This window comes from Gilvibacter sediminis (assembly GCF_028561565.1).
Taxonomy (GTDB): Bacteria; Bacteroidota; Bacteroidia; order Flavobacteriales; family Flavobacteriaceae; genus Gilvibacter; species Gilvibacter sediminis.
In genome coordinates this window covers 1155681-1178603 of sequence record NZ_JAQQTE010000001.1, presented here as the reverse complement: position 1 = coordinate 1178603, position 22923 = coordinate 1155681, and the positions used below count along the sequence as shown (strand labels likewise).

The following is a 22923-nucleotide window of genomic DNA, read 5'->3' as shown; positions in this document are numbered from 1 at the left end:
GTTCAAGATTTTAAGGGCGTAAACCTATTTATAATATTTGAAAAATACAACAAAAATGTCAAAAACCCATAAAATCGCAAAGTCGTTAAATCGTCTGTTATACTTCGTTTTTGCGTCTTGCCTTGTACCAACGTTCGGGGATTTTCTGATTACAGGCGTCCTCATAATCGCGGTACGTGCATGGTAATAACGTATGTCTTTTTAATTTATTATTAACATTTGAAATAAATGGCAATTCTATCCACCATCTACCCGTTTTTTTGCTCTTTTTAAAGCGCAAGGTCTGATCTTCAACAGGAACGGTATAGGTGAGATATTCGCTTTCATTGGTAAAATTACCGTCATCGATACGGTAATTCACCCCTTCTGCAAAATACCAGACCATCTGAGCGATGAGCATGGCAGCGCGTTCGGCCTCTCTATTGCCTTCCAATTCATAGATCCCGAAAGAGCTCACCCGATTACTGATTCCGGCATAACGGGCAATGGCGCAAATTTCACGTCCGTCAAAACCATTTGGCATATAGCCGTAGTCATGAGTGAGTTCTGTACTTTTAATTGCGGAGATATCTACCGCTACAATATCGGCATCACGCATAATAGGTTCTACCGAGGATATATCCGCAGCCACAGATCCCAATCGATAGGCTTCAAAATAAAGCCGCTCAATAAGATCGATCTCATCCGCAGAATTAAAATAAGTCTGATACCCAATATTGGCGTAATTGAATAAGTTATACGGCTTGTCTACCACCATCTTACCTATATATGACTTATTGGTGATGGGCAGGTCTGCATCGCCCAGATCAAATCGGGAGTCCACATTGACCATATTGACCATGGCTCCGCGGTCGTCATAGGCGCGGTAGTTGGCGTAAACCAGATCCTGGCTTCCTCCTAATAGTATAGGTATAATGTTTTGCTGATGCAGTTCAAGCACCACTTGACGCAGAGCAAAGTAGGTATCCTCAACGCTCTCCCCCGGCATGATGTCTCCCAGGTCCGCCAGCTGTACGTGCCAGCTGCCCGGATAGAGACCGTATAGGGCTTTGCGAATATTATCAAAAGATACTGCCCGCCCGACAAAGTCTGTAGAACGACGATTCTCCTGCACCCCGATGATTGCCAGCTCACATCCGCTGAGATCAGGAAAAGCAGTTCCGGGACTGTGAATACGCATTTTGGCGCCCAAAGAATTCTCGGGCAACAATTCTCTGTGGGCTAATACGGCTTTACTGACCGGACTTAAAAAATCTGTCATCTTACTTCTTGGCGGCTGCTTTGCGTTTGGTGGTCTTCTTCTTTTTAGGAGCTTGTTTCTCTAGAATAGCTTCTGCCTCTTCCAAGGTCATTTCTTGAGCCTTAGTGGTTTTTGGCAATTCGATCTTGGTTTTACCTTTGATCAAATTGAAACGTCCCCAACGGGCTTTCTCTAAACGAATGCCTGCATCTTCCCAATCGTGAATGAGTTTGTCACGCTCTTTTTGCAACTTGTCTTCAATGAGGGTCTCAATGTCTTCCCCGCTCAAGTTGTCAAAGTCGTACTTCTTGTTCACGTTGATAAACATGCCACTCCATTTGATGAACGGTCCAAATCGACCCTTGCCTTTTTGCACAGGCATGTCTTGATACATATATATAGGAGCGTCTGCTTTTTTCTTAGCCTCAATGAGTTCGATGGCATCATCCAAGGATACGTCTAAAGGATCTTGTCCTTTTGGTAAGGAGATGAACTGTTTTCCAAAACGCACATAAGGGCCATAACGACCGTTGTTGACTTGAACGTCTTCACCTTCATACAGGCCGAGATCCTTTGGCAACTTAAAGAGATCCAAAGTCTCCTCTAAGGTAATGGTGGTTAGCTGCTGATCTGGCCTTAAGCTTGCAAACTGCTTCTCTTCATCATCTGGAGCTCCAATCTGAGCCATTGGGCCGAATTTACCCAAGCGCACCAAAATGGTCTTCCCGGTATCCGGGTGCGTTCCGAGGATACGCTCCCCGCTTTCGCGTTCGGCATTCTCTGCCACATCTTTTACCTGCGGATGGAAACCTTTGTAGAAATCTCGCATCATTTCCGTCCACTTCTCGTCGCCATCGGCGATCTGATCAAAGTCCTCCTCTACCTTTGCGGTAAAGTTGTAGTCTACAATATTGTCAAAGTGATCCACCAAAAAGTCGTTCACAATGATTCCGATATCCGTAGGCACGAGCTTACCTTTATCAGAACCGACCATTTCCGAGAGTTCCTTAGAAACAATCTTTCCGTCTTTTAGTGTGATCTGTTCGTATTTGCGTTCGCTCCCATCTACGGTACCTTTCTCCACATAGTTTCTGTTTTGAATGGTCGAGATGGTTGGCGCATAAGTAGAAGGACGACCAATGCCGAGTTCTTCTAACTTCTTTACCAAAGATGCTTCTGTATAACGATACGGCGGACGTGTAAAGCGTTCAGTGGCGGTAATGTATTTGTTTCCTAGGGTATCGCCTTCCGCTAATGCAGGAAGCATTCCGTCTTGTTCTTCCTCATCGTCATCAATACCTTCTAAGTAGACTTTTAGGAATCCATCGAACTTGATCATCTCCCCGTTTGCACTGAAAAGTTCGCTATGCGTATTGGCAGCGATCTTCACTTGGGTGCGCTCCAATTGCGCATCACTCATCTGGGAAGCAATGGTACGTTTCCAGATCAGTTCGTACAAACGCGCCTGATCTCTATCGATATCTACCGCGTGACGCGACATATCTGTTGGACGAATGGCCTCGTGCGCCTCTTGAGCACCTTTGGCTTTACCTTTATAATTACGCGGTTTGGAATACTCCTCCCCGTATGATTTGCTGATCTCTTGTTGCGCTGCGGACTTGGCTTCCTCAGAAAGGTTTACACTGTCCGTTCTCATATAAGTAATGAGTCCCGCTTCATACAAGCGTTGGGCCAAGGTCATCGTTTTACTCACCGAGAAATACAACTTACGCGAGGCTTCCTGTTGCAAGGTTGAAGTGGTAAAAGGAGCCGCTGGAGATTTCTTCGCTGGCTTTTTAGTCAAGCTGGCAATGGAGAAATCTGCATTGAGGTTCTTTTGCAAAAAGGCGTTCGCTGCTTCTGAACTGTCAAAGTTCTGTGGCAACTTGGCTTTTACACTTTTACCCTCTGCGGTTTCAAACATCGCATCCACACGATAAGAAGCCACAGGGTTGAAATCCATGATCTCGCGTTCGCGCTCAACGATAAGTCTAACAGAAACAGATTGTACACGTCCCGCAGAAAGTCCGCCTTTTACTTTTCTCCAAAGTACGGGTGAGATCTCATAACCCACCAAACGGTCCAAGACGCGACGCGCCTGTTGTGCGTTTACTAAGTTGTAATCAATGGAACGCGGATTGGCAATGGCCTTTAGAATGGCAGATTTGGTGATCTCGTGAAATACGATGCGCTTGGTCTTGTCTTCTGTAAGCCCTAAAGACTCAAACAAGTGCCAAGCAATGGCCTCTCCTTCTCGATCCTCATCACTGGCCAGCCATACGATCTCTGCCTTGGCAGCCATGTCTTTGAGCTCTTTGACCAATTTCTTCTTATCTGAAGGAACGACATATTTCGGCTTAAAATCGCCCTCAACATCTACTCCTAACTCCTTGGACGGAAGGTCCACAATGTGTCCAAAACTCGAAGCAACCTTGTACTCTTTTCCAAGAAACTTCTCAATCGTTTTGGCCTTTGCAGGAGACTCCACAATAACCAAATTCTTCGCCATATATCTTTTTATTTGGGCTACAAAAGTAGCGCAAATTTTTTTTACTGGTATTTCCGCATTAAAAAAGCCCCGCGTAAAACAGGGCTTTTAGAAGGAATTTAAAGCGAAATTAATTTAAACTAAAACTTGCAATTAGACCGATTCCTTCATCGGTATACTCATAATTATATAAGGTATTATTCCCGATCATAATGATCCATTGCTCCATCGGAATAACATCAAAAATTTCTAAGTCGTTATAGGTAATGATACGAAAAGCCTCTAGCGGATCACTGATATCATAAACCGCCAAACCAAAGCTCCCATCACTCACATAAAGTCGATCTCCTTTCACTCCTAGCCCATAAGGCTCATTCATGGTTTCTGATTTTATGATGAATGGATTAGAGCGATCACTCACATCTACCACATCTAATAGACTATCGGGTTGTCCACACCAATTACCACCGCGTACGGTCACGTAGGCAATGTCGCCTTGAACCACTACAGGGTCACAACCGGTGATGTGTGTCACTTGAGAAAGATAAAACGGATCTCCCGGATCAGTCAGGCCATAAATAAACATTCCAATAGGGCTACCTATATATAAGTAATCACCATCGCTAAAGATGGTTTCCACAGCAGCATCTACTAAGGTCTCGCCTCTGCGCTGAGGATTGTCTAAATTGCTGATATCAAAAGAGAAGATTCTAAAAGAGTCTACGACATATAGGTAATCACCCGTGATATTGAATCGCGCTAAAGAACCTCCAGTACCAGTTTGTCCACCAGAATCTGAGGAAAGCACGTCTATCGTAGCTTCGTCTCCACGATCAAATTGACGCAGCTCTGTTCTGTACTCCCAGGCTACAATAACTTCTGAGTCGGGATCGTATTCACTGTAATTTACTTCCCAAATATTGCCTTCAAAGTCTGGAGTGCGCTTGGGCAGGACTTCTTCTAGCCTATTGATTAAAGTAGGACTTGCAGGATTGCTAAAGTCAAATACATAGAGATCCAACCAGCTATCCGCATAAAGAATATCATTTTTTATAGCCATATCCACATTTCCCGGGATGTTTAAAAACCCGATCTTAGATGGATTGGCGGGATCACTATTGTCAATAATATGGATCCCCTTGTATTTATCGTTGACCAGAACATACTCTTGGTATGCGTAGATCTTACCAGATTCTGAGATCTGTTGCACCGGTCCAGGGCCTACACTGGCTCTAAAATCGGCGATTGTGGTAGTCACAGGAGTGGCAATAAGCACCTCTTCTGTGTAGGTGTCATCAGAGCAGCTCCACAGCGCCGCGAGAACAAAAACTAAAAGTAACTTTTTCATTAGGTGGTGTTTGATTAGCAGTCTATTTTATTTCTAGACGCAACGTCATCTAAAACGTTGCGTTCAATTTATGATTATTTGTGAAGGATTTAGCGCCCTGACACTTTGTCATAATTTGGATTAAATCCTATCTTTGCACACTAATTGATACCCAAAAGGGCCGTACCCAATCATGGAGAAGATCATAGACGAAAACAAGCAGGGAACAACCCTAATGACCGAAGGAACCACCGCAAACTCGCGCAAACTGTTCATTGAGAGCTACGGCTGTCAAATGAATTTTAGCGATAGTGAGATCGTGGCCTCTATACTTGCCAAAGAAGGCTTCAACACCACGCAGAACCTAGAAGATGCCGATCTGGTTTTGGTGAATACCTGTAGTATTAGAGACAAAGCAGAACAAACGGTTCGCAAGCGTTTGGAAAAATACAACGCGGTTAAAAAGATAAACCCAGGCATGAAGGTTGGCGTTTTGGGCTGTATGGCCGAACGCCTTAAGAGCAAGTTCTTGGAAGAAGAGAAAATTGTGGACCTCGTGGTGGGACCGGATGCCTATAAAGACCTTCCTAACCTTATTGCAGAGGTTGATGACGGCCGCGAAGCCGTTAACGTTATCCTTTCTAAAGAAGAGACTTACGGAGACATTACTCCGGTTCGTTTAGGAGGAAATGGAGTGACTGCCTTTGTAAGCATTACAAGAGGCTGCGACAATATGTGTACCTTCTGTGTAGTCCCATTCACGCGCGGACGCGAACGCAGTAGAGACCCTAAAAGTATTTTAGACGAGGTGAATGATCTAGCAGCCAAAGGCTATAAAGAGATCACCCTTCTAGGACAGAACGTGGACAGTTACCTCTGGTATGGTGGCGGATTGAAAAAGGATTTCAAAAAGGCCAGTCCTATGCAACAGGCTACGGCCACGGACTTCGCCAAACTCCTTAGAATGGTAGCCACGGCTCAGCCTAAATTGCGCATACGTTTCTCTACATCGAATCCGCAGGACATGACAGAAGATGTGCTACACGCCATGGCTGAGCACAGAAACATCTGTAATTATATTCACCTGCCGGTACAAAGCGGAAGCACTAGAATATTAAAGGAAATGAACCGTCAGCATACTCGAGAAGAGTATATGGCGCTTATTGATAAGGTGCGTGAGATCATTCCCGACTGCGGAATCTCTCAAGACATGATAGCCGGTTTCCCTACAGAGACTGAAGAAGACCATCAAGATACTCTGAGCCTAATGGAATACGTCAAATACGACTTTGGCTTTATGTTCATCTACTCAGAACGCCCAGGCACTATGGCTGCGCGCAAAATGGAGGACGATATCCCGGAAGCCGTTAAAAAACGTCGCCTAACGGAGATCATTGACATGCAGCAAAAGCATTCTGCCTACCGCACCAAAAACTTTGTGGGCAAGACTGTGGAGATCCTAATTGAAAAGGAATCTCGCAGAAGTGACGCCCATTGGAGCGGTCGAACCTCACAAAATACCGTTGCAGTATTCCCAAAAGAAGACTATAAGGTTGGGGATTTTGTAATGGTAAAGATCAACGACTGTACCAGTACCACGCTTTTAGGCGAGGCAGTTGGATATAGCGAGAATCAATAGAGAACTAACAATTAAAAGTTTCCCATTTGCATGGGAATTATTATGGAATCAATACAAGCCACAAAACAGCGATTTGGGATCATCGGTAACGATGCCAAGCTCAACCGCGCCATTGAAAAGGCCATTCAGGTGGCCCCTACCGACATTTCGGTATTGGTGACGGGAGAAAGTGGTGTTGGTAAAGAAAGTATTCCAAAGATCATACATTCGCTCTCGCACAGAAAACACGGAAAATACATTGCTGTAAACTGTGGAGCGATTCCAGAAGGAACTATAGATTCAGAACTTTTTGGACACGAAAAAGGAGCCTTTACCGGAGCCACTGCTACGCGTAGCGGTTACTTTGAAGTAGCCGATGGGGGAACCATCTTCTTGGATGAAGTTGGGGAATTACCCCTACCCACCCAAGTGCGTCTGTTGCGTGTTTTGGAAAACGGAGAATTCTTAAAAGTAGGTTCCTCCAAGACCCAAAAAACTGACGTACGTATCGTTGCTGCGACGAATGTGGACATGTCCGATGCCATTGCCAAAGGAAAATTTAGAGAAGATCTTTACTACCGATTAAGCACGGTGGAGATCGGCTTACCGCCCTTGCGCGAACGCTCAGAGGACATTCATTTGCTCTTTAGAAAGTTTGCTACGGATTTTGCTCAGAAATACAAAATGCCCACCATTCGTTTGGATGAACAGGCCACGCAGTTGTTGCTCAAATACCGTTGGGGAGGAAACATTCGTCAGCTTAGAAATATCGCAGAACAGATCTCTGTATTGGAACAAGATCGCGAGATCAGCTACGAAACGTTGAGAGGTTATTTACCTGACGTAGGCAGCAATTTGCCTGCAGTGATCAACAATAAAAAGTCAGAAAGTGATTTTGCTTCAGAACGCGAGATCTTGTACAAGGTACTTTTTGATATGCAGCGCGATGTGAACGATCTCAAGAAGTTGACTTTAGAGTTACTTCGCAATGACGACTCAGAGACCGTGCAACGCGAACATTCTGGACTGATCAACAAGATCTATGCGGATGACGAGGCTGAAGAAACCTACGCAGAGTCAGTTCCGGCAAGACGCGAACTCATTGTTCCTAGTGACGTAGAAGTCATTGGATATAACGATACTCCAGCGGTGACCAACACGGAGGACAAATACCACTTCGCAGAGGACATTCAGGAAGAAGAGACCCTCTCGCTTCAAGAAAAAGAACTGGAACTGATCAAAAAATCATTAGAAAAATACAACGGTAAACGCAAAGCTGCCGCAGAAGAATTAGGCATCTCCGAGCGTACCCTCTACCGTAAAATCAAACAATACAATTTATAAGATGCGGATAGTTCAATGGGTATTGCTTTTAGCAGTGAGTTTGAGTTTTAACAGCTGTAAATATTACTCCTTTACGGGGGCCGATGTGGGTAATGCTAAGACCTTTCAAGTGAATTTCTTCCAGAATCAGGCGGCCATCATTGAACCTGGGATCGATTTGAAGTTCACCAACGACCTGCAAGACCTTATTGTGAACCAAACCAGTTTGGAATTGGTTACCTCCAATGCCGATCTGACCTATGAAGGAGAGATCGTGCAATACTATATCGCACCAATTACTGCGACTGCGCAGAACACCGCGGCACAAAACCGATTGACGATTTCTGTACAAGTGCGATTTTACAACAAAACAGACGACACTAAGGACCTGCAGCAGCGCTTCAGCTTTTATTTTGATTTTGACGGGGACGCCAACCTTACGGGGTCTAGACGTGATGATGTGATCGATGAGATCTACTTGCGATTGACTCAAGATATTTTTAATGCTACTTTGGCACGTTGGTAATTTGAACACACAAGAATTTACATACCTCACCCAGCGACCGGCAGAAGTCACAGCAGCCCATCAGCAGCAGCTCGATGAGTTATTGCAAGACTTCCCCTATTTTCAAGCAGCGCGAGCCCTTCAACTCAAAGCCTTGAAGAATAGTGGAAGCTACAAATACAACGAGGCCTTAAAACGTACGGCTGCGCATACTACGGATCGTTCCATTTTATTCGACTACATCACCTCTGAAGTATTCGCCCAAGACGAGGTAGCCCACAAGATCAAACACCAACATACCAATTTGAACGAGATTGAATTGGTAGATGCCGAGGAGGTCAGCGCTTCGCCACTTGAGCTCGAACAAAAACTCAAAACCGAACTCCAAAAGGCCAAAGCGGTTTTAGACCCCGATCTTTTTTTGAAGGTCGGTTCGCCAGAACCTTTGAAAAAGGTGGAAGACGAGCTTTTGGAATTCAAAAAGGAAGACAAACATTCCTTTGCCATTTGGTTGCAACTATCCCAGGTTCAACCTGTGGAGCGCGAAGATGAAATGAGTGAAACCTCATCGCCTGATCCTAAAGAAGAACGCTTTAAGCTCATCGATGCCTTTTTGAGCAACAGCCCAAAGATCGATCCGCAAGAAGAAGCGCGCTCTTCAAAGAATCTGGCCAAACCTTTTACAAAGTCTTCTGACGCCTTGATGACAGAGACTTTAGCCAAGGTTTACCTTCAACAGAAAAACTATAAAAAAGCCATTCAAGCTTACAAAATTTTAAGTTTGAAAAATCCCGAAAAAAGTGGTTTCTTTGCAGACCAAATTCGGGCGATAAAGAAAATAATGGCCCAAAATTCAAAAGACAATGACAGCGTTTAATATATTTCTGATCCTGATCATCTTAATTGCATTCCTACTCGTAGTTGTAGTAATGGTACAGAACCCAAAAGGTGGCGGACTATCTTCAACTTTCGGAGGCGGAGGCGGTCAGCAGATCGGTGGTGTAAAAAAGACCGGAGACTTCCTAGACAAGAGTACTTGGACTTTGGCTGTACTGCTTTTAGCATTGATCCTGCTTTCTAACATTCCAATTGCCGGTGGCGGTGGATTGGGAGAGTCTAAAGCAATTGACGGTGATGCACCTGCGCAAACGGAACTTCCTGCCACAGACGGTTCTCCAGTGCAGACAGATGAGCAGTAAACTCTGAACAACAATATTGAAATGCCAGCTTTTATGACAAGCTGGCATTTTTTTTTGCATTGTGTCAGGGAGAATTCCAATGGCACAATTTCTGCCTTAAGGCAAGCGTAATTTTTATTAAACCAAAAAAACACAAATAGATATGGGCTTAAATATTCAACCCCTGGCTGACCGGGTTTTGATTGAACCACAAGAGGCCGAGACCAAAACTGCATCGGGTATCTACATTCCTGATTCTGCCAAAGAAAAGCCACAGCAAGGAAAAGTAGTTGCTGTTGGGAAAGGCAAAAAAGATCACGATATGACCGTACAAGTTGGTGATACTGTGCTCTACGGAAAGTATTCAGGTAGCGAACTCAAGTTGGACGGCCGTGATTATTTGATCATGCGTGAGGACGACATTTTAGCAATTATCTAATCCACAATAATCTAAAGAACCAAGACAATGGCAAAAGATATAAAATTTGATATTGAAGCAAGAGACAGCATCAAACGCGGTGTTGACGCGCTAGCCAATGCAGTGAAGGTAACCTTAGGACCAAAAGGTCGTAATGTGATCATCAGCAAGTCCTTTGGCGCTCCACAAGTCACTAAAGACGGAGTAACTGTAGCCAAAGAAGTTGAATTGGAAGATGCTCTTGAGAACATGGGAGCACAAATGGTAAAAGAGGTTGCCTCCAAAACCAACGATCTAGCCGGTGACGGAACCACTACCGCAACCGTTCTTGCCCAAGCGATCGTGAAAGAAGGACTTAAGAACGTAGCTGCAGGTGCAAACCCAATGGACCTAAAACGCGGAATTGACAAGGCTGTAGAGGCTTTAACCGCTGATCTAGAAAAACAATCTACCAAAGTGGGAAGCTCAAGCGAAAAGATCATGCAAGTAGCATCGATCTCTGCCAATAACGACCCTGTAATTGGAGAACTGATCGCTGAGGCTTTTGGAAAAGTTGGTAAAGAAGGCGTGATCACTGTTGAAGAAGCCAAAGGAACGGAAACTTATGTGGACGTTGTAGAAGGTATGCAGTTTGACCGCGGATACCTTTCTCCATATTTTGTGACTAACAGCGACAAAATGAACGCGGAGTTGGAAAACCCAATGATCTTGCTTTGTGACAAAAAGATCTCTTCTATGAAGGATCTACTGCCTGTGCTAGAGCCTATCGCACAACAGAGCCGTACGCTACTTATCATCGCAGAAGATGTTGACGGAGAAGCACTAGCTACGCTAGTAGTGAACAAATTGCGCGGATCTTTAAAGATCGCTGCTGTTAAAGCTCCAGGTTTCGGAGACCGCAGAAAAGCAATGCTAGAAGATATCGCTATCCTAACTGGAGGAACCGTGATCTCTGAAGAGCGCGGATTCACTCTTGAGAATGCGACTATCGATATGTTAGGTACTGCAGAGACCGTAACTATTGACAAGGACAACACAACTATCGTGAATGGTGCTGGTAAAAAAGCAGACATCAAAGCACGTGTGAATCAGATCAAATCTCAGATCGAAACTACCACAAGCGATTACGACCGTGAAAAGCTTCAAGAGCGTTTGGCCAAATTGGCTGGCGGTGTAGCTGTACTTTACGTAGGAGCTGCCTCTGAGGTTGAAATGAAAGAAAAGAAAGATCGTGTGGATGATGCACTTCACGCTACGCGCGCAGCGGTAGAAGAAGGAATCGTTGCCGGAGGTGGTGTAGCCTTGGTACGCGCTAAGAAAGTATTGGACAAGCTTACCACAGAGAACTTGGATGAAACTACTGGTATTCAGATCATCGCTCGTGCTATTGAAGAGCCATTGCGTCAGATCGTAGAAAACGCCGGCGGTGAAGGTTCTGTAGTAGTGAGCAAAGTAATGGAAGGCAAAAAAGCCTTTGGTTACAACGCCAAAAATGATACTTATGTGGACATGCTTAAAGAAGGAATCATTGATCCTAAGAAGGTAACGCGTATCGCTTTAGAGAACGCTTCTTCTGTGGCAGGAATGATCCTTACTACAGAATGTGCCTTGGTAGATATCAAAGAAGATGCTCCAGCTATGCCTCCAATGGGCGGCGGCGGAATGCCAGGCATGATGTAAGCCATCACATCATAAATTTTAAAAAGCGTCTCCATTTGGAGGCGCTTTTTTTGTTTTACTGCGGATGGAATTGCAGCTCAAGCACAAAAATCGAGTTAGCTTTTATAAAGTTTTACGCCTGAAAAGTACCGCGCGTTGTATCTTGTAATAAAATGCTATGAGAAAGCTACTTACATTCGCATTGCTGATTTTTTTCCTCAGCGTTCAAGCTCAAAAAGAGGAACAAACCGATCCTATTGCTCAAGGATTGAGCACCTATTTGGACGCCAGAAAGACCATTCACCTCCACCTTAATAAAGACCGTTATTTCACGGGCGAGTCCATTTGGTTCTCCGCTTATCTCTTTGATCAAGAAAGCGGGAAGATCAGTCAAGAACAGACCAATTTGAACGTTGCCCTACTGGATGAAAACGGAGCGGTCTTAGCCACTACCCTTTTGATCACTGAGAACGGACAGGCCGATGGAGAATTTTTGATCAGCCCTAAGCAAACCGGAAGCGTTTTGCATCTCAAAGCATATACCGCTGAAATGAATGGCTATTATGAGGATGACTCCTTTTTGGCTACCGTTGAACTCATGGGCAATGAGTCATCAGTAACTAATAATGAAGAGCAAAAAGCACTAGACATTCAAATTCTGCCGGAGGGTGGATATCCCTTAGTGGAAGTAGCCAACAATTATGGAATAAAGATCTTAGATGCACGTGGTTTGGGGGTTCGTGTTGGTGGAATTGCCATCACAGACACCCAAGGAAACACCCTGCTTAAAGACCTGCAAACCAACAGCTTTGGTATGGCCAAATTTGTGTTTACCCCTCGAGCAAATCAGAGCTATCAGCTACAGTTCAACTACAATGGAAATCTTGTAGAAAAAGCACTGCCTGAAGCCTTAGCCCGAGGAATTGGAATGCGCATTGATCAAAACTATGTACGTGGTGACTTGCAAGCGCGGGTCTACACCAACGAGCAATCCTTACCATTTATTCAAAACGACAGCCTCAAACTGGTGGTGCACAAAGCCAGTAAAAGTCAGATCTACTTTGTCAAGTTTGAGAATGGCTACAATGAACTCAGCCTCACGATCCCAAAACAAAAGCTCTACCCGGGAGTCAACACCATAACGCTTTTTAATTCCACCAATGAACCGCTTTTGGAGCGATTGATTTTCAATAGCGGAAGTTTTAAAGCCCTACCGGAACTCATCAGCGAAAGTGAACATCGATTAGACTCTACCAAGCTCACACTTAAGCTCAACGCGGCAAAAACAGAGCATTGGACACAAACCAGTATTTCCGTTCTACCTGCAGAAACGCTAGCAGCACAGCAACTGCCCAATATCTACGCTTCAAGTTTGGTCTTACCCTATATTAAAGGACATTTGGAACAACCCAATTACTACTTTACTGATCCATCTGCACAAAAATGGTATGCCTTAGATCTCGTATTACTCAATCAAGGCTGGAGCAAGTATAAATGGCGCAATATATTCAACCAAAAACCAGAGACGGATTATTACTACAACGGCCCTGGAATTAGCTTAAAAGGGTATTTACGAGCACCAGAAGGGACCCAAGCTGAGCAATTGTTGTTCTATTCTAAAGAAAATGAGCAGGTGCAATACGTACCCATAGATGCTAAAGGGAAATTTGAGGTGAACAACATCAAAGCCGTTCGCGGTACCACTTTTGAATTAGCCGCTATGGACAATACAGGTAAACCCTTGGATTGTCAGTTCTTTTATACGCTTTCTCCCACGCACTTAGACCTGAAAAGCCCTTTTGGAATAGCTGGAATTAATCCCTTTATCAAATACAGCGCGGACAATGATCTCTATTATACGGGCTTTGACCCAGAGGCCGAACGCTTAGACGAGGTGGTTATCACGGCCAAAAAACTTAAATATGAACAGTCCTTTCGCGGTTGGGACGCACGAGTGATTGACAACGGTGAGAAATCACGTGGTAATCTGGGAAATTTTATCGGTACCTACGGTTACTATCGGAAGGGAGGCGGCATGGTAAATCTTACCACCACTCCAAAAGGAGGTTTTGTGGAGGTCTCTCCTGTGGTGATCATCAACGGACAGGACTACCCTGTTGGTTTTGCCATGGATGCGATAAGTATGCAAGATGTTGCGGAGATCTATGTGAAGCGCCCTGAACGGAGTGTAAACAACGTTTTGGCCAATAGAATTCACATTTTCATGGTCTTCTTGGAGGAGGATTTCAGTTTGGCGGCCAAGGAAAAAAGTACGGCCAAAAGTTTTACCCTTACCGATAAAGGCCTGAGTCCTACCAAAGAATACTATCAACCCCTTTACGATTACAAATCGGACAGTTTTAAATCTCTAGGGACTTTGGGATGGTTTCCTGAGCTCTTACCAAAGGCAGACGGCAGTGTTGAACTTCAGTTCATCAACCCTGAAAAGCAAGACGTATTGATCCTGGTCAACGGCTTTGACGCAGCAGGCAATCCTATAGGGATAAGCAAATCGCTTGAGATCGACGGGCTTGATTAGGCTTAAGTAACTTCTTAAAATTCAGCCAAATCGAGTTAGCTTTTATAAAGTTTTACGCCTGAAGCGCTTGGTGAATCGTATCTTTAAAATAAAACCAAGGGGGATGAGAAACTTTACTTTACTAGCATTAGCACTCTTTACTTTATTGAGCTTTGGCCAGCAACAGGACAACCAAACAGCGATCTCTGGCGCGCTTAAAAGTTATTTATCTGAGAGGCAAAACATTCATCTGCATTTAAACAAGAACTTATACTTTCCAGGAGAAACTATATGGTTCTCTGCTTACCTCTTTGAGATCAGTGACGGCTCACTCAGTGATAAGGATGCGAACTTAAACGTGGTCCTGTATGACGAATCTGGGGAAGAGATCAGCAGTGTTTTAACAATGACCAAAGAAGGTAGAGCCCACGGCTCTATTTTGATCGATCAAAAACAAGAAGGTCAGCTACTTTATATCAAGGCCTTTACTTCTCGCATGAACGGTTATTCTGAGGACAATTCCTTTATGGCTCCCATTGCCTTGTTGAACCCATCAGAAGAAACCCCATCAACCACAGCAGCTAATAAGGTCTTAGATATTCAGATTTTGCCAGAAGGCGGACACGCCCTCAGCAGTGCTTCAAACACTTACGGAATAAAGATCATCAACCCGACCGGATTGGGGGTTGCTGTAAGAGACATCTCTTTAGTGAATGAACAGGGAGAGGTTTTACAGTCTGGATTGAGAACCAATGCTGTGGGCATGGGTAAGTTTGTATTCAACCCAGAAATTGACAAGCAATACTTTCTTCAATTCAATTTTAAGGATGAATTGGTTTCTCAGCAACTACCCGCGGCAGACAGAACAGGAATAGGGATGCACCTGCAACAGAACTTTTTAAACTCCAGCGTGCAGCTTACGGTTTACACCAACGAGCAATCCATGAATTTGGTGGGTGATCAAGAGTACAAGCTCTACATTCAGAATGGGGAGCGCTTTAGAGAATATCCGGTTGTATTTGAATCCGGCTATACAGAACTGACGCTAGTATTCCCTGCGATCAAACTCTTTGAGGGAGTGAACACCTTTACGCTCTTCACCGCAGACAATAAACCCGTTTTAGAACGGCTGATCTACAAACCAGAAACACGCATAAGCAGTGAGATCCAAGCCAATATCAATCGGTTTGAACAAGATACTGTAAGAGGCAAATTGCAAATCAGATTGAACGATTCCATCAAAGTCAAAACGGCGAGTATCACTGTGGTTTCTGATGAGTCCCTGGCACTACAAGACGCTCCAAACATCTTGGTGTCAAAAAATTTGAAGCCATATATCAATGGATTTATCGAAGATGGCAACGCTTATTTTACCGATTTCAACAGTAGAAAACACTATGCATTGGATCTGTTATTACTCAATCAAGGATGGAGTAAATACAAATGGCGCAACGTTTTTGCAGCTTCTCAAAACAGTGCAGAAAACGATTACTATTTTGACGGACCTGGAATCAAACTGAAGGGATATGTACGTCCGAACGATCCGAAAGATGTACCCGATCAGCTGCTGTATTACTCCAACGTCAACAAGGAGATACAATATGTGCAAATTGACAAGAACGGAGATTTTGAGATCAGTGAGATCAAAGGGACAACCGGCACCACCTTTGAGTTAGCCGCTATTGATAAAGATGGACTTCCCGTACAGAGTCAGTTCTTTTTTAGCCTAGCGCCAACCTCTAAAGACTTAAAATCAAATTTTGAATTGGTCACGGCCAATCCTTTTGCTAAACGTGAGTTGGATGACGGCTTTAGCAATTTTGGATTTGATGCCAATGCTGAGCAACTCGATGAAGTGGTCGTGGTGCAGAAACCCACTTTGAAATACGAAAGCTACTTTAAAGGCTGGGATGGCCGTAAAATGACACCTTCTGAACGATCTTACGGAAACTTAAAGGTCTTTATGGGCACCTATGGTTACTATTCCGTGTTCTTAGAAAATAACCCCGCGCCAGTCTTTGGTAAATGGGTCATGAATCCCAACGGAAGAGGCAGCAATTTTTTACGACCCAGTGTTGTGGTTGACGGTGTGCCATATGATCCGCTCATCATTGGAGAGATGCTCTCACTGCAGGATGTGGATGAGATCTACACGGACCGTACTGGGAAGGTGCATACTTTTATAGTCTTTACCAACAGAGAGTGGCAAACGCGCAATCAGATCAAAACTGCTAAAACCTTTACACTAGAGAAAGGTTATGCTTCATCCAAAGAGTTTTACACGCCCAAATACCAGTATACTGCGGCAAGCTTTAAAGCTTACGGCTGCTACCATTGGATTCCTCAAGCAGAGATTGATCTTGCGGGAAATATCGGGCTGAGTTTTGCCAACCCAGAAAAGGATAATGTGAAAATATTGATAGAAGGAATTGACCAAATGGGCAGAGCGTTTAGCACCACCCATTTGCTCAATGTAAGCGGCACAAATTAAGAGTTGCGCTGCTTATAGTCTTTATAAAGCGAATAAGCGCTAATGGCGATCAAGGTCAGTACCAAAGGGTATAACACCAAAAGGTCTGTACGAACCACCATTTCAGGGTCGTCTTGAGTAGCCATCCATTGCTCTACTCGATTGTTCCATATAAAAGCTCCTATGGTCACCACTACAGTCATGGCATATAGAAGTACGCGTTTGGTCAATTTCATAAGTCAAATTTAGCGTTTGCCGCCATCACCTTTCATGTTCTTGTGATCGTCCACAACAGACGGATCACGATACTTACAACACATATCAATAGCGTCATAAGCTGCATCAGTAGCCTTATGATTGGGAGTGTCATGCCCTACCGCAGCAATGTTCTTTTCTATTGCATCTACAGAGGTTTTCTTCTCGTTGAAGATCAGGCTCAACTCGTGTGTTTCCAAATTCCAAACAGCTCTTTTAACACCAATGGTCTCTACTGCGGCTTTTTCAATGCGCATTTTACACATGCCACAAACACCATCAACTTCAATATTGGCTTTGGCATTCTTGTTTTGAGCGAAGGTCGTTCCAACACTCATTATTGCTAATACAATTAATAACTTCTTCATTTAATTCATTTTTAAGCGTAAGCCCGCATACACCATTCTTCCAAAAATCGGGCCGTAAACAAAAGTGGTATCAAAATTATCTCCAAAGGGATTTTCCGCACTGATCACAGGATCTGTTTGGCGTTGATCCGTTATGTTTTCGCCTCCCAAATATACTTCAAAAGACTCAGAAAACACCTTGGTTATCTGTCCGTTAAGGGTTCCAATGGATGGGGATCGCTCCGGACGCTGAAATTCAACGGGGCTTTGCGAGGTATTGGCAAAACGCGCCTGATCCAGCCAATTGTAGGTTAGATCGAACTTCCAAGAAGGACTGTCATCTGCCTTGTTGATCTCGTATCCCAAATTGGCAAAGATTCGGTTTCTCGGCGTGAGTGGACGTTCTAAGCGGCCAGAGTCGTAATCGATCTGCACGTCATAGAATTTATAGGCCGATCTGAAATCCAGATTTTCTGCCAGCTCATAGTTGAACTCAAACTGAAAACTATTGGCAAAACTACTACCCTCTAAATTGTAAAAACGAATGGCCGTTGGGGTCTCCCAATCCACCACTACTTGGTTTTGAAAATCGGTTCGGTAAAAATCTAATGCAATGTCTGCCTTGCGTCCAAAAAGTTCAAAACCTTGTAAAAAGGAGACTCCATAATTCCAGGCGATCTCAGGGTCTAAGCCGTAAATGCTACCTCCGTCATCATTGATAGCAATGGTTCGGTTGGTTGCAAACAGCTGCTGATTCTCTGTAAATATATTCGCCGATCGGATTCCGCGCCCCGCAGAAATTCTAAACACTCCTTTGTTCCAGACCTCATAACGGGCATGCAATCGTGGCGTGACAAAAAAGCCAAATCGGTTGTGATTATCTACACGTAGGCCGGCCGTTAAAGTAAGGGCATCTAAGTTGTCAAAGGCGTATTCAAAGAATCCACCAACGGAATTCTCAATACGATCGTAATTAGTTCCTTCAACCAATTCATCATAAGCATCATGCGTAAAGCCGATCCCTGTTTTGATCTTGTGTCTGGAATCACTTATGATGGAATTGTAGATCACGTTTCCGTAAAAACTCCGGTGGGTGATGTCATAACTACGCAAACCAAAGTAGGATTCCTGCTTGTGATAGCTAAAGGCCCCTTGAATTCCCAAACTGCGCCAAGGCAGTTCTGTATTGACAAAACCGAGTTTTCCAGAAACATCAAAACGCCGGGTATCAATCTCAGAACCCCAAAGGTTAGTCGTACCTCTATCGCGACTCGGGTCAAAGTCTTTTTGCCCCGTTTGCTTGCTATCATTCAAAAACCTAACGTTGATAAAGCTCACAATGCCTTCTTCTGCATCTGTGTATTGCCAACGATTCATCACGTTGATCTGCTCTTGCAAAGGCATGTCTAAGAAGCCATCATCATTGCGATCATTCTTTTGATTGCGGACATTGCCGTGGACATAAAGCCCCGTTGACCATTTATCGGTCACCTTTTGATTCCAGTGGAAATTACCTTCTAAACGTCCGCTGAGATTACCATAAAGATTCAAGAAAAGCGGAACATCTGTAGTGGGTTTTTGCAGTTCTGCATTGATCTGTCCAGTGATGCTTTCAAAACCGTTGATCACGCTACCAGAACCTTTGGTGATCTGGATGCTCTCTACCCAAGTTCCTGGAATAAAACTCAAACCGTAGGTCTGAGCAGCCCCTCGAATGGCCGGAATATTCTCTGTAGTGATGAGTATATAAGGACTGGTGAGTCCCAACATTCTAATCTGACGAGTTCCCGTAACGGCATCAGAGAAGTTTACATCAATGGACGGATTGGTCTCAAAACTCTCAGAGAGGTTGCAACAGGCGGCTTTAAGTAATTCATCACTACTTACCAAAACCACATTTTGTGCCTGAAGAAAAGAGCGGGTCGCTGCTTTCTTTTCAACACTTACGGTTACGGCGTCCAAACTGCTGTCTGGTTCTAAGGTATGCACAATTCGACCTGGCCCAGTCACGGTCAAGGTATCGTCTTTATAGCCTACATAACTAATGACCAACTGATTGTATTCCGGCTTGTAGGGTAACTCAAAATCACCGTCAAAGTCAGCCACTGCACCTACCTGAGTGTCTAACCAAATGATGTTGGCACCTCCTAGGCCGACCTCATTATCTGCACCTCCGTCTAGGATCTGCCCGGTTACCAGCTCTTGCCCCATAACAGAAAGTGGAGCCAATACTAAAATTAAAAACCACTTTTTCATAAGGCAATTGTTTGGGTTAACATATAAACGGCCATGACGATCATGATCGCATTTTCAATTAAGGTAGCCTCGGTCATCGGCAGATTGAGCCAAGTACCTAAACAGGCACAACGGATCTCTCTTTTATCCAAAATAGACCGTAAGATTCCAACGGTTGTGATGCTTAGTAAGATTAAGGTAATCACAAAAACAGGCACTAGCCCTATTCGCAATAAGAGTAACGCACCCAATCCGAGTTCTATAAACGGATAGGCCCAACCGTAAGCGCGAAACGCTTTGGCTAAGGGATCGTACATGGCAAAACTTTCAGGAAAACCTTTTAGATCTAGGAGTTTAAAAAATCCGAAGACCAAAAAGAAGAGCCCCATAAAATCCATCATAGCCTCCTTTAGATCAAAGGCTTTGTAATTTAATAAAGCAGTAGCCAATAACAGACCTGCAAAAATGATCAGTAACGGTCTGAGTTGTTTAAGCTTTGAGGATTTAATCGGTTTTACCTCAGCGTCAGGATTGATGCTGTACTTCTCTCCTAAGGCTTGTTGCAGTATCATCTGCGGTTGCGCTTTAGCCCCTTCTATAACGGCAGTACCATCTTCTAAGGAAACTGAAGCGCTTGTGACTCCCGGCAATGCTTCCAAGGAGGTTTTTACGTTTTTGACACAACCCAGGCAGGTCATGCCTTGTATGTGTATTAATTGTGTTGACATTGGTAATGTATAGTAGTTAACAATAGATCAATGGATCTTCGTTAGTGCTTGCAAGTGCAAGCCTATACATCAAATGAGGTAGGTCTCGTAGAGAAGAAATAAAGGTGTGTCTTCTGGAGGCGGCCTATAAAATGGCAAACCTGTTGGTGCTTGAGCAATTTCATCAGCATTGAAGTCCCAGTAAAAAACAGGACCAACCCAAACAAAGTCTAGCTCAAAGTCAAAATCAAAAGCTACTTTGGAGTAATCATCATCCAGATCTACCTGCAAGTACTCGTTATCACAACAATCCATGACAGGCGCTGTGGTCTCGCAATCAGAAGTGGGCATCACCATACCGCAGCTCAAAGCCGCATGGCCCAAGGTGATCTCACCCATCATCTTATGTTCTCCACAGAAGTGTTCCGCATAAGTGAGCCCTGTACTGCTCAGCAGTATCAAAACAGATAATATGGTAGCAATTACTCTTTGCACGCTGCAAAATTACAAAATCTGCGGAAAGTGAAGGGAAGCTAACAATACTTTAACTACTCCTGTTTCAAAGCGTCAAATACCGATTGCCCCTCTTCTATAGCGCTGAGCATCTGCTCTTTAAGCGCCTCAACACTCTGCGCATATTTCTTTAAACTGTCGGCCTTAGCGGCATTTAGAGGCTTACCTTTATTAATCTCTTCAAAGTCAAAGGCAGCTCCAAAATCGCGCATCCAATCCATCATCGCCGTATTGGCTGCTTCCAGCTGGTCAATAGTGTTTTGTTGTTCCTCCGTTCTGAGACTGTCCGGAATAGCCTCTGAGATCTGCTCTTGCAGTCTAGATATATCAACCATTTTCGGCATGAGCTCATCATGCACGGCAACAACAGCTTCCATCTCATTTTGACAGGAGATCAGCAGTATTGCAGTAAAAAACAGAATGATAGATCTAAACGTATTCATGCTGTTGTAAGTCTAGTTTGACGCTGCAGCTTCAAAAGTATCTGAAACGCGTCCGCAGTTGAGCATCATATCTCCAAAATACGGATTATAGATCTCCTTGCTGTTGGACAACCAATAGGCTCCAGTGTTATTGAAGGCCATTGGGCAGTATTGTTTGTAAACGGCTCCTCCTTCAATATTATCTACCACCATTTGCTCTACAATAGGAGTTAATTTATTGAATCCATCGCGTTGTGCTGCAATTTCTTTGGATTCCATAACGAATTGCGCAGCTAGGAAGGTCTCTTCATCCACTCCCATATTTGAAAAAGCCGTCAATAAAGCGTCTGCGGCTTGGGACGTAGCCTCCACATCTGAATTCACCAAGGTAGTTTTTAAAGCTATATAGGCATCAAAGACAGGGCCTACCTTAGGATCCTTGAACTTAGCCGTGGTAGCGGCAGCTTCATATTTTGTCTTGGCAGTCTCTGCAGCTTGAGGTTCTGCGGACTCAGTTGTGGTATCTTCAGCTTGCTTAGCCTCGTCTTTACAAGCAGTAAAACAAAGCAACAAGAAAGAAAGGATTAAAAATGATGGGATTCGCATGGCATTGAATTTTATACTACAAATATACTTTAAGCCTCCGCATCTTTGGTGTTGTTTTCATAATAAAATGCGGGTATCAGCAAGATAAGAATCAGGGGTTGTATCAAAAAACGTCTAATGTAGAATAACCCTTCTAGAGGCGGTTGTTTTAACGCAATTAACACCCAAAAGCATGTAAATAACAGCAAAAAGGCGGCAAGCAGTATCCAAAAGGTCAATCGGGTTTTAGAAGCGTTGACAAACCAAAGTTGAATGATCGCTATGGTGATCGCTCCAGTAATCCAAAAGCGCAGGGCCATAACTCCTAATAATTTACCTATGGCCAAAGTTGGCAAAGCTTGACCTTGGTATTGCCCCTTAAAGAAGCTATCCAAAGGATCGTAGAACCAATTCGCAGCATACATCCGCAGTGCAACTAAAGCGCCGAACAGCAACACAATTAACCCAATTCGCAGACCTCTACCCATGAGTTTTAGCTTTTTTGAAGACCCCGACCCAAAGCATCCACAAGAGTGCCACTAGGCCGTAGATCAAGGCTGGAAAGACCACTTGATGCAAGATCGGTTCCTTTTCTGGATAATGATACAGGGCAATAGCTAAGATTCCAATGCGCAAAAGATTAATTCCGTAGATCAATACGGCTCCAGCGAAAATAAAAACCAGGGTTTTTTTGAGTGTTTTTTTGAAGGCGACTACAAAAGCGGTAAACAAAATAATAGTGCTGACCGCGTTGCATCCTTCAATGATTCTAGCTACGAGATCTCCATTAATAAAGAGCTGCAGCTCTGGCTGGCCTCCTGTAGGCAGTACTTGCGCCTTGTAACTCCAACCATTGATAAGTGCTTGTGCTTGTTTGCCCACCAATCCGGTTAATGGATCCACTGCATTTTCTGCCGTAGTTAGGCTGATGTAGATCAGATAGATCAATGACAGCAGCAGATAGGTCCCAAAAAAGAGTCCTAAGAATTTAAAAACTGCTCGATGTTCTGTAAAGAGTTTGCGAAGCATCCGACTGCCTATTGGTCAAAGTTAGACAAAATGTTTGAGCCCGAATATTTTAAAATTAAGCTCGTGGAGCACTATTAAAAATCCAA

21 protein-coding genes are annotated in these 22923 nt (G+C 44.0%); 9 read left to right on the top strand and 12 right to left on the bottom strand.

The features are described from left to right. Positions 1-97: 97 nt before the first annotated feature. The 3 genes from POW22_RS05335 to POW22_RS05325 form a co-directional block, all read right to left on the bottom strand. Positions 98-1261 (bottom strand): formimidoylglutamase, encoded by a 1164-nt coding sequence (locus POW22_RS05335; RefSeq protein ID WP_272831592.1) that lies wholly within the window; start codon positions 1259-1261, stop codon positions 98-100. A gap of 1 nt (position 1262) precedes the next feature. After that, positions 1263-3749, bottom strand: a complete 2487-nt coding sequence (gene topA, locus POW22_RS05330; protein ID WP_272831591.1) for a type I DNA topoisomerase — start codon at positions 3747-3749, stop codon at positions 1263-1265. Between the two features lie 109 nt (positions 3750-3858). Then, positions 3859-5076: an LVIVD repeat-containing protein gene (locus POW22_RS05325; RefSeq protein ID WP_272831590.1), complete on the bottom strand. Its 1218-nt coding sequence runs from the start codon at positions 5074-5076 to the stop codon at positions 3859-3861. 172 nt (positions 5077-5248) lie between these two features. Here POW22_RS05325 and miaB point away from each other — a divergent pair, with 172 nt between their 5' ends. The 9 genes from miaB to POW22_RS05280 all read left to right on the top strand — a co-directional run bounded on the left by miaB (position 5249) and on the right by POW22_RS05280 (position 16765). Continuing rightward, complete coding sequence (miaB, locus tag POW22_RS05320) at positions 5249-6694, top strand: tRNA (N6-isopentenyl adenosine(37)-C2)-methylthiotransferase MiaB (RefSeq protein ID WP_272831589.1); 1446 nt, start codon at positions 5249-5251, stop codon at positions 6692-6694. Between the two features lie 42 nt (positions 6695-6736). Beyond that, the gene (locus tag POW22_RS05315) at positions 6737-8017 is read left to right on the top strand and encodes a sigma-54 interaction domain-containing protein (protein ID WP_272831588.1); all 1281 of its coding nucleotides are present in this window, start codon (positions 6737-6739) and stop codon (positions 8015-8017) included. 1 nt (position 8018) lies between these two features. Continuing rightward, positions 8019-8522 carry an LptE family protein gene (locus tag POW22_RS05310; protein ID WP_272831587.1) on the top strand — a complete coding sequence of 168 codons (504 nt, stop codon included), beginning with the start codon at positions 8019-8021 and terminating at the stop codon, positions 8520-8522. Further along, positions 8500-9378, top strand: coding sequence for a hypothetical protein (locus POW22_RS05305; protein WP_272831586.1), 879 nt, complete (start codon positions 8500-8502; stop codon positions 9376-9378). Before POW22_RS05310 ends, POW22_RS05305 begins: the two co-directional genes overlap by 23 nt. Beyond that, positions 9365-9700, top strand: coding sequence for a preprotein translocase subunit SecG (secG, locus tag POW22_RS05300; RefSeq protein ID WP_272831585.1), 336 nt, complete (start codon positions 9365-9367; stop codon positions 9698-9700). Before POW22_RS05305 ends, secG begins: the two co-directional genes overlap by 14 nt. 142 nt (positions 9701-9842) lie before the next feature. Further along, positions 9843-10118 (top strand): co-chaperone GroES, encoded by a 276-nt coding sequence (locus tag POW22_RS05295; protein ID WP_272831584.1) that lies wholly within the window; start codon positions 9843-9845, stop codon positions 10116-10118. Positions 10119-10145: 27 nt separating this feature from the next. Further along, positions 10146-11777 carry a chaperonin GroEL gene (gene groL / locus POW22_RS05290; RefSeq protein WP_272831583.1) on the top strand — a complete coding sequence of 544 codons (1632 nt, stop codon included), beginning with the start codon at positions 10146-10148 and terminating at the stop codon, positions 11775-11777. 157 nt (positions 11778-11934) lie between these two features. After that, a complete protein-coding gene (locus tag POW22_RS05285; RefSeq protein WP_272831582.1) occupies positions 11935-14295 on the top strand; it encodes a hypothetical protein in 2361 nt (786 codons plus the stop codon). Positions 14296-14398: 103 nt separating this feature from the next. Beyond that, on the top strand, positions 14399-16765 hold the full coding sequence (locus POW22_RS05280; protein WP_272831581.1) for a hypothetical protein: 2367 nt from the start codon (positions 14399-14401) through the stop codon (positions 16763-16765). Here POW22_RS05280 and POW22_RS05275 read toward each other — a convergent pair. The 9 genes from POW22_RS05275 to xrtF all read right to left on the bottom strand — a co-directional run bounded on the left by POW22_RS05275 (position 16762) and on the right by xrtF (position 22837). After that, positions 16762-16980: a hypothetical protein gene (locus POW22_RS05275; RefSeq protein WP_272831580.1), complete on the bottom strand. Its 219-nt coding sequence runs from the start codon at positions 16978-16980 to the stop codon at positions 16762-16764. The genes POW22_RS05280 and POW22_RS05275 overlap by 4 nt on opposite strands. 9 nt (positions 16981-16989) lie before the next feature. Further along, positions 16990-17367 (bottom strand): heavy-metal-associated domain-containing protein, encoded by a 378-nt coding sequence (locus POW22_RS05270; RefSeq protein ID WP_272831579.1) that lies wholly within the window; start codon positions 17365-17367, stop codon positions 16990-16992. Continuing rightward, positions 17368-19602 carry a TonB-dependent receptor gene (locus POW22_RS05265; protein ID WP_272831578.1) on the bottom strand — a complete coding sequence of 745 codons (2235 nt, stop codon included), beginning with the start codon at positions 19600-19602 and terminating at the stop codon, positions 17368-17370. Then, positions 19599-20309, bottom strand: coding sequence for a heavy-metal-associated domain-containing protein (locus POW22_RS05260; RefSeq protein ID WP_272831577.1), 711 nt, complete (start codon positions 20307-20309; stop codon positions 19599-19601). The genes POW22_RS05265 and POW22_RS05260 overlap by 4 nt, the downstream gene beginning before the upstream one ends. 69 nt (positions 20310-20378) lie before the next feature. Then, a complete protein-coding gene (locus POW22_RS05255) occupies positions 20379-20783 on the bottom strand; it encodes an HYC_CC_PP family protein (protein WP_272831576.1) in 405 nt (134 codons plus the stop codon). 53 nt (positions 20784-20836) lie between these two features. After that, entirely contained in the window at positions 20837-21244 is a 408-nt protein-coding gene (locus POW22_RS05250; RefSeq protein ID WP_272831575.1) for a hypothetical protein, read from the bottom strand. 12 nt (positions 21245-21256) lie between these two features. Beyond that, a complete protein-coding gene (locus POW22_RS05245; RefSeq protein WP_272831574.1) occupies positions 21257-21829 on the bottom strand; it encodes a DUF3347 domain-containing protein in 573 nt (190 codons plus the stop codon). 29 nt (positions 21830-21858) lie between these two features. After that, positions 21859-22296 (bottom strand): exosortase F system-associated membrane protein, encoded by a 438-nt coding sequence (locus tag POW22_RS05240; protein WP_272831573.1) that lies wholly within the window; start codon positions 22294-22296, stop codon positions 21859-21861. After that, positions 22289-22837, bottom strand: a complete 549-nt coding sequence (gene xrtF, locus POW22_RS05235) for an exosortase family protein XrtF (protein ID WP_272831572.1) — start codon at positions 22835-22837, stop codon at positions 22289-22291. Before xrtF ends, POW22_RS05240 begins: the two co-directional genes overlap by 8 nt. Between the last annotated feature and the right edge of the window lie 86 nt (positions 22838-22923).